This window comes from Pseudomonas sp. KCJK8993 (genome assembly GCF_046230915.1).
In the GTDB taxonomy this organism is placed as follows: Bacteria; Pseudomonadota; Gammaproteobacteria; order Pseudomonadales; family Pseudomonadaceae; genus Aquipseudomonas; species Aquipseudomonas piscis.
Map to the genome: position 1 here is coordinate 14,235 of NZ_JBJJLO010000085.1, position 15,264 is coordinate 29,498.

Annotated in this window: 13 protein-coding genes, 1 pseudogene and 1 riboswitch; of the genes and pseudogenes, 6 read left to right on the forward strand and 8 right to left on the reverse strand. The window is 64.1% G+C overall.

The features are described 5' to 3' along the window. Positions 1-6 precede the first annotated feature (6 nt). From ACK6AU_RS22780 to ACK6AU_RS22795, 4 genes are all read right to left on the reverse strand, one after another. Positions 7-1,371, reverse strand: coding sequence for a DUF1329 domain-containing protein (locus tag ACK6AU_RS22780; protein ID WP_185700324.1), 1,365 nt, complete (start codon positions 1,369-1,371; stop codon positions 7-9). 30 nt (positions 1,372-1,401) lie between these two features. Continuing rightward, positions 1,402-3,294, reverse strand: coding sequence for a DUF1302 domain-containing protein (locus ACK6AU_RS22785; RefSeq protein ID WP_409301529.1), 1,893 nt, complete (start codon positions 3,292-3,294; stop codon positions 1,402-1,404). A gap of 338 nt (positions 3,295-3,632) precedes the next feature. Next, positions 3,633-5,315 (reverse strand): fatty acid--CoA ligase, encoded by a 1,683-nt coding sequence (locus ACK6AU_RS22790; RefSeq protein ID WP_185700326.1) that lies wholly within the window; start codon positions 5,313-5,315, stop codon positions 3,633-3,635. Between the two features lie 145 nt (positions 5,316-5,460). Next, on the reverse strand, positions 5,461-6,645 hold the full coding sequence (locus ACK6AU_RS22795) for an MFS transporter (protein WP_185700327.1): 1,185 nt from the start codon (positions 6,643-6,645) through the stop codon (positions 5,461-5,463). 86 nt (positions 6,646-6,731) lie between these two features. On the opposite strand from ACK6AU_RS22795, the gene ACK6AU_RS22800 reads away from it, so the two are divergent. Further along, entirely contained in the window at positions 6,732-7,505 is a 774-nt protein-coding gene (locus ACK6AU_RS22800; RefSeq protein WP_185700328.1) for a helix-turn-helix domain-containing protein, read from the forward strand. Here ACK6AU_RS22800 and ACK6AU_RS22805 read toward each other — a convergent pair. After that, positions 7,489-8,118: a LysE family translocator gene (locus ACK6AU_RS22805; protein ID WP_053131993.1), complete on the reverse strand. Its 630-nt coding sequence runs from the start codon at positions 8,116-8,118 to the stop codon at positions 7,489-7,491. The two genes, ACK6AU_RS22800 and ACK6AU_RS22805, sit on opposite strands and share 17 nt — an antisense overlap. Positions 8,119-8,202: 84 nt before the next feature. Here ACK6AU_RS22805 and ACK6AU_RS22810 point away from each other — a divergent pair, with 84 nt between their 5' ends. From ACK6AU_RS22810 to ACK6AU_RS22820, 3 genes are all read left to right on the forward strand, one after another. Then, on the forward strand, positions 8,203-9,168 hold the full coding sequence (locus ACK6AU_RS22810; RefSeq protein WP_185700330.1) for a 2-hydroxyacid dehydrogenase: 966 nt from the start codon (positions 8,203-8,205) through the stop codon (positions 9,166-9,168). A 30-nt stretch (positions 9,169-9,198) separates the two neighbouring features. Continuing rightward, the gene (locus ACK6AU_RS22815) at positions 9,199-10,197 is read left to right on the forward strand and encodes a methyltransferase (protein WP_409301533.1); all 999 of its coding nucleotides are present in this window, start codon (positions 9,199-9,201) and stop codon (positions 10,195-10,197) included. A 52-nt stretch (positions 10,198-10,249) separates the two neighbouring features. Next, positions 10,250-10,384: riboswitch (yybP-ykoY riboswitch) on the forward strand. Positions 10,385-10,460: 76 nt separating this feature from the next. Next, on the forward strand, positions 10,461-11,045 hold the full coding sequence (locus tag ACK6AU_RS22820) for a TMEM165/GDT1 family protein (protein WP_185700332.1): 585 nt from the start codon (positions 10,461-10,463) through the stop codon (positions 11,043-11,045). A gap of 75 nt (positions 11,046-11,120) precedes the next feature. On the opposite strand, the gene ACK6AU_RS22825 is transcribed toward ACK6AU_RS22820, so the two are convergent. Then, the gene (locus tag ACK6AU_RS22825; protein WP_185700333.1) at positions 11,121-11,942 is read right to left on the reverse strand and encodes a M48 family metallopeptidase; all 822 of its coding nucleotides are present in this window, start codon (positions 11,940-11,942) and stop codon (positions 11,121-11,123) included. 1,360 nt (positions 11,943-13,302) lie between these two features. Between ACK6AU_RS22825 and ACK6AU_RS22830 the strand changes: the two are divergent. Further along, a pseudogene (locus tag ACK6AU_RS22830) lies at positions 13,303-13,500 on the forward strand (HAMP domain-containing protein); the annotation flags it as partial. Positions 13,501-13,611: 111 nt separating this feature from the next. Next, positions 13,612-14,355: a methyl-accepting chemotaxis protein gene (locus ACK6AU_RS22835; RefSeq protein ID WP_409301539.1), complete on the forward strand. Its 744-nt coding sequence runs from the start codon at positions 13,612-13,614 to the stop codon at positions 14,353-14,355. 24 nt (positions 14,356-14,379) lie between these two features. Here the strand turns inward: ACK6AU_RS22835 and ACK6AU_RS22840 are convergent, their stop codons facing one another. Continuing rightward, positions 14,380-15,000, reverse strand: a complete 621-nt coding sequence (locus tag ACK6AU_RS22840) for an SOS response-associated peptidase (protein ID WP_185700335.1) — start codon at positions 14,998-15,000, stop codon at positions 14,380-14,382. 35 nt (positions 15,001-15,035) lie between these two features. Continuing rightward, on the reverse strand, positions 15,036-15,264 hold a 229-nt coding region (locus ACK6AU_RS22845), incomplete at its 5' end, for a DUF2007 domain-containing protein (RefSeq protein ID WP_409301536.1).

Consider the following 15,264-nt stretch of genomic DNA (forward strand, 5'->3'; position numbering starts at 1 on the left):
CGCGGATCAGCGGACTCCGTCCTGGCGCAGGGCGGCCGGGGTGAAGTCGCTGGTGGTGGCGGTGAAGCCGAAGTCATACGCCTGTTTCTCTTCGTTCTTCATGCCCAGTGCCAGGTAGCGGCCAGACTGCAGGTCGTAGAGGGTTTCCAGGGCATACCAGGGCACTTGCTTGTCGTAGTAGTCCTCGGCATGGGCCTCGGCCACGCGCCACAGCTGGCCACGACCGTCGTAATGGTCGATCACCGCGGCCTGCCAGGTGTCCTCGTCGATGTAGAAGTCACGCTTGGCGTAGATGTGGCGCTGGCCTTCCTTCAGGGTCGCGACCACATGCCAGACCCGGCGCAGCTCGTAGCGAGCCAGGTCCTGGTTGATGTGGCCGGCCTTGATGATGTCGGCGTACTTGAGGGTCGGCGAGTCGATCTTGTAGCTGTTGGAGGCGATGTACATCTCCTTCTTGCCTTCCAGCTTCCAGTCGTAGCGATCCGGAGCGCCGTTGTACATGTCCAGGTTGTCGGAAGTACGCAGGCCGTCGGCCGCGGTACCCGGGCCGTCATAGGACACTTGCGGGGCGCGACGCACACGACGCTGGCCAGCGTTGTAGACCCAGGCCGAACGCGGCTCCTTCACCTGGTCCAGGGTTTCGTGCACCAGCAGCACGCCACCGGCCAGGCGCGCCGGGGCGGTGACCTTCTGCTTGAAGTAGAACAGGATGTTGCCCGGGTTCTTCGGGTCGTAGTCCTTCATCTTGTCGCGGAACACGAACTGGTCCTGGAAGTACACCAGGCTGTAGGAGCCGTTGGCTTGCGGAGTGGCCTGGGTCACCAGGCGAGTCACGCTGCCGCCGCGATAGCGAGTGATGTGGTTCCAGATCACCTCGACCCCGCTTTTCGGGATCGGGAACGGAATCGCCGTCTCGAAGTTCTCCAGGCCGTTGCCGCCGGAGACCAGGTTGGTCTTGGTGGCGTTGCGCTTGATGGCGGCGAACACATCAGCCGGCACGGTAGCGCCACGGTGGGTTGCGTATACCGGCATCTTGTAGCTGTCCGGGTAGCGCTTGAACATCGCGTACTGCCCGGGTGCCAGCTTGTCCTTGTACTGCTCGACGTTCTGCGCGGTGATGGTGAACTGCGGTTGTTCGTTGCCATAGGGATTGGACAGGAAACCCTTGCCGTCCACGCTGCCGGCGTTGGTCGCCAGCGGCTTCCAGGCCGGGATGGTGCCGGCGGCGTTACCGGCCATCTCGGCGCCCATCGGCGTCAGGCTGGTGCCCAGCTTGGCGGCCTCGTCGGCCGATACCGCAGCCATGACTCCGGTAGCCAGCAGCGACAGTCCCAGCACACCGACGTGCAACAGACTCTTGGTGATTTTCATATTGTTGTTCTTCCTGAAAATGCAGTGTGCTTAGAAGTTCACGCCAACGCTCAAGGCGAGGAAATCCCGGTCATCCACGGTGCTGTAGTCGCCACCGAAGAAGTTGGTGTAGGCCAGGCTCGCGGTGTAGGTGTTCTGGTACTCGGCGTCCAGCCCCAGGCTGATGGCCTTGCGGCCTTCCTCGAAGTTGCCGCCAGGGCCTGGTGAGTAACCCTTGACGTCATGGGACCAGGCTACGTTGGGCTTGAGGTTCACGCCGGCGAACACATCCGGGTATTCCCAGATCGCCCGGCCGCGGTAGCCCCAGGAGGTGGCGGTCGTAAAACCATCGTTGTTGCAATTTTTGGTGGCATTACTGGTACTTGCTCCAGGACCTGCTCCATTTATGGTGCCTAGATCAAGAATCTCGCAGGTATTCAACCCGGTAGGTGTGGCAGGTAGTTTGCCCGGGCCAAATACAGGATCACGGCCATAACGGGCTTTGGACTTGCTCTCCAGTCCACCCACATAGGTCACGCCCAACTCACCGACAAGAGTCAAGCGGCTGGCACCCATGACCTGATCGAAGAAATGGGTGAAGGTGGTCTGGAACTGGGTAATTTCCTTACGGTTGTAGCCGTGAGAGTCCTCTCCAGGATTGTGCTTAAGCAACGAAGCGTTTGTGTAGATACCGCCCAGTCCACGAACAGCGTCATAGAGGAGATCTGTACTGTTCAACTGAACCGGCGCGTTCGGCCGGTAGCTGATCTCGCCGCTCCATGCGGTCCCTGTAGGCAGGGTGGTGGAGAAGCTCAGGCCGTACAGGCGGATATCCTCGGGATATTCGACGAAGTACTTCGAGTTGCCGGCGATCCAGACCGGGGCCAGGGCGCCGAAGCCCGGGGCCATGGCATAGGCCGACTTCGGCGCCGCGGTGGCGCTGAAGATCGGCGCGCGGCTGTGGTAGTTCATGAAATAGGCGCCGAACTCGGTGTCCAGCGGCTCGAAGTTATAGCGGAAGGCCACGCCGAACTGGCCGCCGTCACGGGCATCGCGGTCACCGCTGCGGCGCACGAGGGTGCCCTCTTCGTTGGTGTCGACGCCACGGGCTCGCATCGCCGCCAGCGCAGCTCGCCCCGGGGCCGTGGCGGCGATGGTCGAACGCTTGGCCAGCAGTCGCAGGTTGTCATCGCAGCCATCGGAAATGTTGTCCGGCTGGGAGAAGAAAGTCCCGCAGTTGTCGGTGACGGTCTGGTCCCATTCCAATTGGTAGAAGGCTTCGGCCGACAGGTTCTCGGTCAGGTTCTGCGAGATGTAGAACATGTTGACCGGAATCAGGCCTTCCTTGATTTCGGCACCGGGACGGCGGAACGCCGAGACGTCGATCGGGTTGATCGAGTTGATGCCGCCGCCGATGAAGGTGCTTTCGCCCCAGCTCACCACCTGCTTGCCCAAACGCACCGAACCCGGTTCATCGGCAATGGAGTAGTTGTGGTAGACGAAGGCATCGAGGATCTGCCCGCCGGAGGACTTGGCGCCTTCCTTGCGGTTGCTGTCGCTGATGTTCTTGAAGTCCATGTCTTCGTCTTTGAGCTTGAAGTCGTACCAGTACTTGCCACGCACGAACACACCGGTATCGCCGTACTTGAGCTCCAGGTCATGGATGCCCTTGAAGATCTTCGAGAAGGTCTGCCCCTTGTTGAAGTTCAAGTGGCCGTCGTCGGTGGTCTGGGACAAGCCCTTGCCGCCGTTGTTGACTCCGATCAGGTCCTTGTTGCGCCCTGCGGTCGACCAGCTGGCACCGAGGGAAAGGGACGAATCGAAGCTGCCTTCGATTTCACCGACGTTGAAGGTGACGCCGAATGCGGGCCCGGCGAGCGTGGAGGCGAGACCGACGGCCAGGGGCAGTTTCGCCCGGCGCCAGAACTGGTTTGCTGATGTCATCGACGCTACTCCATGAGCATTATTGTTATGGCAGTTGGTTTTTCCGAGACCGCCCCGGCTACCGGCACCAGCACACTGGTACAGGCCCTGGGCTTGCGTGGCGCCAATACCCCGCAATGCCCCGTCCCTCGAAAAAGACTGTCAGCGGACTATAGCCAGCAAGGATTACTGCTTGATCCCTCTAAAGTGTGATTTGCAGCCCATCTGGCCGTGCTGGAGCGGTCCGTTGCCATAACCGTTGAAAAATGGCCGGCAAGGATGACGGAAAAATCCGCGAGTACAAGGCAAAGGCTTGCAGGGTGGGCGCGCCGTGCCCGGGCGGACACGGCGAGAAAGGCTCAGAGGGTGGAGAGAAAGGCGCTGTTGCTGGCCTGCCACTCGCTGATGTTGACGCGGATGCGTTTCTTGTCGAGCTTGCCGACGCTGGTCTTGGGAATTTCCGTAACAAGGGCGATCTGGGTGGGAATGGCCCACTTGCTCAGGTGCCCCAGCTCGACGAATGGCTTGAGGTGTTCCTTGAGCTCCCGGGCACCGATCTCGTGGCCTTCGCGGACCACCAGCAAGGCGAACGGCCGCTCTCCCCATTGCGGATCGGCGATGCCCACCACTGCTACTTCGCGTACCGCGCCATGCCGGCTGATCAGATCCTCCAGGTCCAGGGACGAGATCCACTCCCCACCGGTCTTGATCACATCCTTGATCCGGTCGCGGATATCGATCACGCCCATGCCGTCCAGGGTCGCCACGTCGCCGGTATGCAGCCAGCCGCCCTCCCAGAGCTCGGCGCCCTTTTGTGGCTCGTTGAAATAACCCTCGGTCAGCCAGGGTGCGCGCAGTACCAGCTCGCCCTGGGATTCGCCGTCCGCCGGCAGGAAGTTGCCCTCGGCATCGATGATCGCCGCCTCCACTAGGGGACCGGGCACACCGGCCTTGATCCGGTAGGTGGTGCGCTCGTCCTCGCTCCCCGCCATCAGTTCATCGTTGAGGTGGGCACAGGACACCAGCGGCCCGGTCTCGGACATGCCGTAGGCGGCCGTCAATTGCACGCCCCTGGCCTTGGCGGCCTCGTACAGCGCGCGGTTCAGGGCGCTGCCGCCGATGACGATCTTCCAGCCGCCGAAGTCCGTGCCCTGGGCCGCCTTGGCATTGAGCACCATCTGCAGGATGGTCGGCACGCAGTGGGAGAAGGTGACCTTTTCCCGGCGCCACAGCTCCACCAGGTACTCGGGATCGTAGCGCCCCGGATAGACCTGCTTGAGGCCCAGCATGGTGGCCACGTAGGGCAGGCCCCAGGCATGCACGTGGAACATCGGCGTGATGGGCATGTACACGTCGTTGGTACCCAGCAGGCGCACGCTGTCGATGGCGCCCATGATGGTCGACACGCCCATGGTGTGCAGCACCAGTTGGCGGTGGGTGAAGTACACGCCCTTGGGATTGCCGGTGGTGCCGGTGGTGTAGAAGGTGGTGGCCACCGAGTTCTCGTCGAAGTCCTCGAACTGGTAGTGCGGGCTGGCGGCGGCCAGCAAGGTCTCGTACTCGCCCACCAGGTTCGGCAGATCAGCGCTCTTCTGCTCGCCATCGGTGAGCAGCAGGGTCTTGTCCACCGTGGTCAAGTGTCCGGCAATGGCCTGGTACAGGCCGACGAACTCGCTGTTGACCAACACGAAGCGGTCCTCGGCGTGGTTCATGGTGTAGAGGATCTGCTCCGGCGACAGGCGCACATTGATGGTGTGGATGACCGCGCCGATCATCGGGATGGCGAACATGCACTCCAGGTAACGATGGCTGTCCCAGTCCATTACCGCCACGGTGTCCCCGGCCTTGACCCCGGCCGCGGTCAACACGTTGGCCAGGCGCGCGACCCGCTCGATCAGGGTCGGATAGGTGTAGCGCAGCTGGTCACGATAGATGATCTCGCGGGTCTTCTCGTAGCGGCTGCCGGACATCAGCAGCCGCTTGATCAGGAGCGGGTATTGGTAGGCCCCTTCGGCAGGGGGGATAACGCGAGTCTGCAACATAAGAATCCCTTTTCTGACGGCTCGATCGTAACTGGAGAATATTCACTCTAGAGTGCCTGCGCACCAGCCAAATCAGCCAAAGGGATGATTTGCAGGGCCGCCCGATACTGGCTCCAGGCCAGTATCGGCGCGGCCCTGCGTGCCTTCATGCCTGCTGGCCCAGCGCCGCTTCGGCCGGCGTACGGGGGAAAGCCAGGGCGGCGACGAAGGTCAGCGCCGCGATCGCGCCCAGGATCAGGTACAACCCGGCCAGGCCCTGGCGCGGCTCCACCAGGGCGATCAGCGGAATCGCCGTGGCGCTGGCACCGAACGACAGGCAGTAACGCAGGGCGAACACCCGGGCCTGCCACTGGGGGGCGACGAAGTTGGCGACCATCGCATCGTTGACCGTGACCTGGCCGAACACCACGAACATGAACGCCGCGCCCAGCACAATCACATTCCAGCCCTCAGCATGGGCCAGCGCCAGCAACAACGGCCCCTGGAACAGGGTCATGGCGATGAATGGCCATTTCAGGCTGAAGCGATGCAACAGCCGGCCCATGGTCAACTGCGCCACCGCGCCGAAGGCGTAGGCCAGGCTCACCACCAGCCCCAGGGTCTGCGGCGAGGTGAAGACGTCCAGCAAGCGCTCCTGGAACAGTTTCGGATAGGTCATGGTGGTGGCGTTGAACACCACGCCGCCGGTGGCCGTGGCCAGCGCCAGGACAGCGAACACCAGGAACATCGAGATCTGCTGCCCGCCTTGCCCCTTGAGCGGCGCATGGGCCCGGGCCGGGATCGGCTCCTCACGCACCTGCCAGGCAAAGCCGATACCCAGCACGATCGCCACGGCCCCTGGCAGGATGAATGCCGAACGCCAGCCGAAGCGGGCCACCAGGAAGCCGGTGAGCAGCGCCGAGAAGGCCACCCCGAGGTTGCCCCACATGCCGTTGATACCGATCTCGCGCCCACGGTTGCGGGCGTAGGCCACTAGCATCGCCGTGCCCACCGGGTGATAGATGGCGGCGAAGACCCCCATCAGGGTCAGGCCCAGGGTCAACGTTGCCGGGTTGTTGCTCAGGCCCGTGAGGATCGAGGAACCACCGATGCCGAAGAAGAACAGCATCATCATGCGTCGGCGGCTCCAGTGGTCGCCCAGCCAGCCGGCCGGCAGCGAACAGGCGCCGAAGGCGATGAAACCACCCAGGGACAAGCCGATCAGCGCGGCATAGTCCATGGCGAAGGCCTGGGTCATGCCCAGTACCGCCGCCGGGTAGATCAACATGAACATGTGGTCGATGACATGGGCGGCATTGACGTAGCGGATGACATTTCGGGCTTGATTCATGGCGGCACGCTGCAGGTTGTGAAGGTGACGCCTATGCTAGGTTGGCGACAAACAGCATTCTGGACAACAAAGTCATCAAAACGGACATGTTAATCAGCCACTTCCAGCAGGGCCCGGTCAGCGCTTACTCCCGGGACTACGCCGATGCCGCGCACCAGCCGCTGCACTGCCATCACGAGGCGCAGTTCCTCTACGCCGCCTGCGGCACCATGCGCCTGGTGACCGCCCATGGCGCCTGGGTCATCCCTCCCACCCGCGCGGTATGGATCCCACCGCTGGTGGAGCATGAGATCTTCATGGCCGGGGAAGTGCGCATGCGCACGCTGTTCATCGCCGCCGAGCTCTGCCCGGCATCCTTGCAACAGTGCTGCGTACTGGCGGTCACGCCGCTGTTGCGGGAATTGATCCTGCGCGCGGTGCAAGGCCCGAAGCAGGCCCGCAACCCGCTGATCCAGCAGCTGATGCTGGAGGAGATCGCCGGCCTGGAGAACCTGCCGCTGCATATCCCGATGCCCCAGGACCGGCGCCTGCAAGCCATCTGCCTGGCCCTGCTGCGCACTCCCGACCATTGCTACACCCTGGAGGATTGGGCACAGCAGGTGGGCGCCAGCTCACGGACCCTGGCGCGGCTGTTCCAGCAGCAGGTGCGGATGAATTTCAATGCCTGGCGCCAACAGTTGCGCCTGATGGAAGCCCTGCCACGCCTGCTCGCCGGGGAAAGCGTGCACAGCGTGGCCGACTCACTGGGCTATGGCAGCGCCCGGGCCTTCAGCGCCATGTTCCAGCGCTTGCTCGGGGATACGCCACGGCATTACGTGGCGTCCCTGAACCAGCTCAGTGCCCTCAATGCATCTCGGTGAAGGCCAGCTTGACGCCGATGGCGATCAGCACCGCGCCCATGGTGCGATCGAACCAATGGCCCATGCGGGCGAAGCCGGCACGCACCCGTTGCTGGCTGAACAGCATGGCCACCAGGCAGAACCACAGGGCCGTGGCCGCCGCCAGGTAGACCCCGTAGCCGGCCTGGATCGCCAGCGGGGTATGGGGGTTGATCACCACGGTGAACAGCGAGAGGAAAAACAGGGTCGCCTTGGGATTCAGGCCATTGGTGACGAAACCTGAAGTGAAGGCCCCGCGGGCAGTGCGCACGCCGGCCTCCTTGTGCAGGTCGTCCGTGGCCGGCTTGGCTGGCTGGGCACGCAGGGCCTTGTAGCCGATGTACAGCAGGTAGGCGGCGGCCAGCCACTTCAGGGCGTTGAACAGCACGATGGACTGAGAAACGATCAGGCCGATCCCCAGCAACGAATACCCCACGTGCAGGAAGATCGCCGACCCCACTCCCAGGGCGGTCCAGGTGCCGGCGCGACGACCATGGGTCACGCTTTCGCGCACCACCACGGCAAAGTCCGGGCCGGGGCTGGCCACCGCCAGCAGATGGATGAGGGCAACGGTCAAGAACTCGGTGAGGTACATGCTGGCTCCTGTATATGTCTAATTATTTCATCTGTTAGGCTCGGCAGATTACGCCTTGGTTTCCTCGCACGAAAGGTACAGTTCATGACCGACAATCGCCGCGCCGTCTTCCTCGATCACCGTTCGCTGGACCTGGGTGACCTGGATCTGGGGGCGCTGCATGCCAGCTTCAGTCCCTTGCAGTTGCATGCCCATACGTCCCCGGAACAGGTGGCCGAGCGCCTGCAAGGAGCCCGGGTAGCCATCAGCAACAAGGTGGCGATCAACGCCCAGGCCCTGGCCGCCTGCCCCGACCTGCGACTGATCCTGGTGACGGCCACCGGCACCAACAACATCGACCTGGAAGCCGCCCGGCGCCAGGGCATCACCGTCAGCAACTGCCAGGGCTACGGCACGCCGTCGGTGGCCCAGCACACCCTGATGCTGCTGCTCAACCTGGCGACACGGGTCGCCGATTATCAACAGGCCGTCGCTGCCGGACGCTGGCAGCAGGCCAGCCAGTTCTGCCTGCTGGATTTCCCGATCATGGAGCTGGCGGGCAAGACCCTGGGCCTGCTGGGCCATGGCGAGCTGGGCGGCGCGGTAGCACGCCTGGCCGAGGCCTTCGGCATGCGCGTGGTCCTGGGACAGATTCCCGGACGCCCGCTGCGCGCCGATCGCCTACCCCTGGACGAACTGCTGCCCCAGGTGGACGCCCTGACCCTGCACTGCCCGCTCAACGAACACACCCGCAACTTGATCGGCGCCCGGGAGCTGGCGCAGCTCAAGCCCGGGGCCCTGGTGATCAACACTGCCCGCGGTGGGCTGATCGACGAACAGGCCCTGGCCGACGCCCTGCGCAGCGGTCACTTGGGTGGCGCGGCCACCGACGTCCTGAGCGTCGAACCGCCGGTCAACGGCAACCCCTTGCTGGAAGCCGATATCCCGCGCCTGATCGTGACCCCGCACAACGCCTGGGGCAGCCGCGAAGCCCGCCAGCGCATCGTCGGCCAACTGGTGGAAAATGCCCGGGCTTTCTTCAATGGTGAACCGCTGCGGGTCGTGAATTGATAGACTGCGCCACTTTTTCAGGTGCGGACGATGGATATACGCAGCGAAATACTCTTACGCCAGGCCGAGCTGTTCCAGGGCCAGGTACTGCTGGCCGGCCTGAGCGCCGATGACCTGCTCGGTCGCCTGCCGGCCGCCCAGGGCTGGAGCTGGCACGCCGGCGACCACACAGCGCTGCAGGCCCGCTTCCCGGAGCGCTGCCATTTCGGGGTGAGCGCCCCGGACAGCGCCTTCGACAGCGCCGTGCTGTTCCTGCCCAAGTCCAAGGACCTGGCCCACTACCTGCTCAACGCCCTGGCCTCGCGCCTGGCCGGGCGCGAGCTGTACCTGGTGGGGGAAAAACGCGCCGGCGTGGAAAGTACCGCCAAGCAACTCGCCGCTTTCGGCAAGCCGCGCAAGCTCGATAGCGCCAGGCATTGCCAGCTGTGGCAAGTCACGGTGAGCAACGCCCCCGAACCCGTGGCCCTGCAGAGCCTGGCCCAGGAGTACCTGTTGCCATTGGCCGAAGGGCCGCTGAAGGTCGTCAGCCTGCCCGGCGTGTTCAGCCATGGCCGCCTGGATCGCGGCACCGCGCTGCTGCTCGAGCACCTGGACCATTTGCCCGCCGGCCACCTGCTGGATTTCGGTTGCGGCGCCGGGGTGCTGGGGGCGACGGTCAAGCGCCGCTATCCGCAAACCCGCGTGACCCTGTTGGACGTGGACGCCTTCGCCGCCCAGAGCAGCCGCCTGACCCTGGCCGCCAACGGCCTGGAAGGCGAAGTCCTGACCGGGGACGGTATCGATGCCGCGCCCATGGGCTTGAACTGCATCCTGACCAACCCACCGTTCCATACCGGGGTCCACACCGACTACCAGGCCACGGAAAACCTGATGAGAAAATCCAGGGAACATCTAGAAAAAGGCGGCGAACTGCGGGTAGTCGCCAACAGTTTCCTGCGCTATCAGCCACTGATCGAGGAGTACCTGGGGCCCTGCGCGATCAAGGCCGAAGGCGATGGTTTCCGCATCTATCGGGCCAAGCGCGGCTGAGCGTCTTTTTCACAAACAAGGCTTGCCGAAAGGATTTTGCCTAGGCAGAATCCGCTCCGTCCTAGGGGAGTAGTCTCCCACGAGCGCCACGCTCGTCCGGCATGCGTCAACATACTTGGTCCACAGACCATGGCGCATGCGACCCAAGAGTCCGCACAGACGGGCTGCCGGGTTTGACAAGACCTATGACACGCACACCTTACCCGGGGCGGGAAGGCTGTACGTGTCATAGCCGTGTCGACCCGCCCCTTAGGAAAACCCTGATGCTGGACTCCCTGCTCGTTCCCACCGCAATCGTTGCCTTGGCCGAAATCGGCGACAAGACGCAACTCCTTGCCCTGATCCTGGCTGCGCGCTTTCGCAAACCCTGGCCGATCATCGCCGGCATCGTCGCCGCGACCCTGGCCAACCATGCCGCCGCCGGTGCGGTAGGTGCCTGGTTCGGCAGCTTCTTCTCGGATGCGACCCTGCACTGGATCCTCGCCGCCAGCTTCACCGCCACCGCGCTGTGGACCCTGGTGCCGGACAAGATGGACGATGACGAAGCCACCACCGCGCGCAAGTTCGGGCCTTTCCTGACGACCCTGATCGCCTTCTTCCTGGCCGAGATCGGCGACAAGACCCAGGTCGCCACGGTCATGCTGGCTGCTCAGTATCCGGAATTGTGGCTGGTGATCATCGGCACCACCCTGGGCATGCTGATCGCCAACGTGCCAGTGGTGCTTGCCGGTAATTTCGCCGCGGACAAACTGCCGCTGACCCTGATCCGGCGCCTGGCGGCATCGGCGTTCTTCATCCTGGCCCTGGTCGCGGTGTACAAGGCCATGCAGAGCAGCGGCTGGCTGTAAACGAAATCGCCGGCAAGGCAGCCCCCGTTGCGGGAACGCCTTGCCGGCGAATGCATCATCGGATGACGCGGTGGATCAGGGCTTCTTGGCCTGCTGGTACAGCGGCATCACCTTGGGAATCGCCGCCTGCAACGAAGCGATACGGCTGGTGGAAGCCGGGTGAGTACTCATGAACTCGGGCGGCGCGGAACCACCGGCAGCCTGGCCCATCTTGTTCCACAGGGTAATGGCCGCGTTCGGGTTGTAGCCGGCGCGAGCCGCCAGCTCCAGGCCGATCAGGTCCGCCTCGTTCTCGTTCTCGCGGCTGTTGGGCAGGGTCATCAACAGGTTGACGCCGTTGTCGCCCAGGGCAACCGCCTGCTGAGAAACACCGAACAGGGTCGCGATCTGCTTGCCGGCACCCAGCGCGTACTGCTTGGACATCGCCTCGCGACCGTGCTCACGCAGGGCGTGGGCGATCTCGTGGCCCATCACCGCGGCGATCTCATCGTCGGTCAGTTTCAACTGCTCGATCAGGCCGGAGTAGAAAATGATCTTGCCGCCAGGACCGCAGTTGGCGTTGAGCTCATCGCTCTTGATCAGGTTGACTTCCCATTTCCACTGCGCGCAGTCCGGACGGAAATTCGGGGCCTGGGCAATCAGGCGGTTGGCGATGACCTGCAGGCGCTTGGCGTTGGCACTGGTCTTGTCCAGCGCGCCCTGGCTGCTGGCCTCGCTCAGGGTCTCCTGGTAGGACTGTGCGTAGGACTGGTTGACCTCGGCACTGGATACCATGCTGAACATGGACTGTTTGCGGTCCACGCCCACTACACCTGCGTTGGTGGTGTTGACCGTCTCGCAACCACTGAGCAATACCGCGGCGCTCAGCGCACATACAACCAATGACTTCTTCTTCATGAAAACCTCCCTGAAAACATGGCGCGTATCCTAAGGGCGAGTTGGTATCCGCGCCAGATGCAAAATGGCTTTTTGCTCGCAATTGGGACACAGGCCAGCGCTGCAGGAAAAAATTCATCTTGTCCCCAGGGTCCGTGGCATCTGGAATATCACCTTGCCACTAGCGACATCCACCTCTTGCGCCGCGTCATTTGTGCAATCAGGGCTAATGACCCATGGGGCTGCGGCCGATACAGCACGGCAGACCTCAATTCCTGCGCCCGGAGCCTCTATGAAGTTCAAGTCGATCCAGTTTTCGGTGGCCGCACTGGCCGGAGCCATCGTCCTCAGCGTGGTTGCAGCCCTGGTGCTGTATGCCCTGTTCTCCGGCGCCAGGACCCAGCAAATGGTGCAACAAAGGACCCAGGCCCAGTTCGAGCAAGTCATCGAGCAGCGCTTGAGCGGCCTGGCGCAGACCCAGGTCAGCCAGATCCAGCGGGAACTGGAGGCGCCGCTGCTGATTGCCGCAGGCCTGGTGCGGGTCAACGCGCTGATGGGCAGCCGGGATGCCCAGGGCCAGGCGCAACTGAACCTGAGCCGCGAACAGCTGATCGCCCTGATCAAGGAAAACGTCACCCAGAACCCGAAGATCCTCGGCGCCTATATAGGCTGGGAACCCAACGCCATCGACCACAACGACGGAGCCTACGTCGGCACCAGCGTGGTCGGCATCGATGCCGCCACCGGCCGCTTCCTGCCCTGGTGGTTCCGCAACCAGGATTCCAGCCTGGGCCTGGACAAACTGGCCGACGTCAACGACCGGACCCTGCTGTCCACCGGGGTGCGGACCAGCGAGTACTACCTGTGCTCCAAGGACAACCTCAAGCCCTGCGTGATCGACCCGGCCCCTTACAAGGTCGGCGACAAGGTGGTGATGCTCGCCTCCTTCATCCAGCCCGTCCTGCTGGACGGCAAGTTCCAGGGCATCGTCGGTGCCGACCTGTCGGTGAACTTCATCCAGGACATGCTGGTGGACGCCAACCAGAAGCTCTATGGCGGCGCCGGCGAGATGGCCCTGATCGGCGGCAACGCGCGCCTGGTGGCCTATACCAGGGATCCCGGCAAGTTCGGCGAGAAGGTCAGCGACGTACTCAACAGCGATACCGTCGCCAAGCTGTCCAGCCTCAAGCGCGGCGAAGTGACTTATGACATCGACCAGGCCAACGGCAAGATCGCCCTCTACCTGCCCTTCGGCATCGGCCAGACCGATGCCCAGTGGACCCTGATGCTGCAGTTGCCCCTGGGCGCGGTAATGGCCGACCTGGACAAGCTCCAGGGCGACCTGGCCGAACAGCGCCAGGCCGACACTTTCGGCATGGCCATGGTCGGCCTGGTGATCGCCGGCGTCGGCCTGCTGGTGATCTGGCTGGTGGGCCACGGCATCGCCCGGCCACTGCGACAGATGGTGGCGATGCTCGACGATATCGCCCAGGGCGAAGGCGACCTGACTCGCCGCCTGAGCAGCGACCGGGCCGATGAACTGGGCTCGATCGCCAGGGGCTTCAATACCTTCCTGGCCAAGTTGCAGGCGATGATCGGCCAGGTGGTGACGTCGGTGCAGAGTGTCAGCGACTCTTCGGAGCACACCGCCGATATCGCCATCCGCACCAACCAGGGCGTACACAAGCAGATGGTGGAAATCGACCAGGTGGCCACTGCGGTGCACGAGATGACCGCCACCGCCCAGGATGTGGCACGCAACGCAACCCAGGCCGCGCAAGCGGCCAGTCACGCCGACCAGGCCGCCAGCCAGGGCATGCAGGTGGTGCGTGACACCTCCAGTGCCATCGCCGCCCTGGCCGAAGAGATCGGTCGCGCGGTGACCGTGGTGCAGACCCTGGCCAAGGACAGCGAGAACATCAACGCCATCCTCATCGCCATCCGCGGGATCGCCGAACAGACCAACCTGCTGGCCCTCAACGCCGCGATCGAGGCCGCCCGTGCCGGCGAACAAGGCCGCGGCTTCGCGGTGGTCGCCGACGAGGTGCGCAACCTGGCGCAGAAGACCCAGCAGGCCACCGAGGAAATCCAGTCGATGATCCAGCAGTTGCAGCAAGGCACCCGGGAAGTGGTGCGGGTCATGGAGGACAGCCAGCACAAGACCGACCAGAGCGTGGAGCATGCGGCCAAGGCGGCCCAGGCCCTGGAGACCATCACCCAGGCGGTCTCGGTGATCAACGACATGAACACCCAGATCGCCAGCGCCGCCGAGGAACAGAGCGCGGTGGCCGAGGACATCAACCGCAACGTGATCAACATCGGCCAGGTGGCCAACGAAGTGGCTGGCGGGGCCGACGAGTCCAGCGCCGCCAGTGCCGGCCTGACCAAGCTGGCCGAACAGCAACGGCGCCTGATCAATCAGTTCAAGGTCTGAGCGGCGAGATGCCTCGCCCCGGCCTCAGGCGGGGGTCAGGCACTCCGGCCCGTTGAGCTTGGGATCGTTGACCAGGTTGGCCAGGACCCGCTCGCGCAAGGCCGCGGGCGGGCGGGCCAGCAAGGCGTGCAAGACATGCAGGGGAGTCTGCGGATCCAGCCAGGCATCCTGGCCGGCAGCGTCGAGGATCAGCGGGCGGCGCAGGGTAGAAGCCGCCTGGGTCACCACCGCGGTACTCAGCCAGACCTGCTCCTGGACCGGATAGGCCTCCCAGATCGCAGCGAAGAAAATCGACGAGCCCTCCCCCGGGGTCAGCCAATAAGGACGCTTGCGGCTACCCCCGCGCCATTCATAGAAACCGTTGGCCGGCAGCAGGCAACGCCGTTCGCGAAACGCCTGGCGGAACATCGGCTGCTCGGCCAGGGTTTCCGCCCGGGCGTGGGCCGGGGTACGGGACAGGTCGGTCAACCAGGCCGGGGTCAAGCCCCAGCGAGCCCTGGCCAGGGTGCGCTGGTCGCTCTCCAGGCGCTGGATCAGTACCGAATCATTCGGCGAAATGTTCCATTGGGCCCGCTGGTCCGCGGGAAATCCCGGCAAGGCCGCGAAGGCGGGGTTCCAGCGAAACAGGGCATAACGTCCACACATGGGGTAATACGACTCTCGGCAAATCGGCGCTCAGCCTAACAGACCAGCACGCCGGCAAAACCCTCCGGCTCTTCGAAGGGCAACGGCAGGGCGGCATTGTACGCAGCGATCAGTTCCCGCGCGCGCTGCGCCTCGTGGTTTTCCACCGACAGCGCCAGCAGCCCGAAGCGCGGCGATTCCCCCGCCCCGCCCAACAAATCCCGCCCCTGCAGATGCGCCTCCCTGCCCTCGCTGGCCCACATGCGCCGGCGCAGCTCGCCGTCC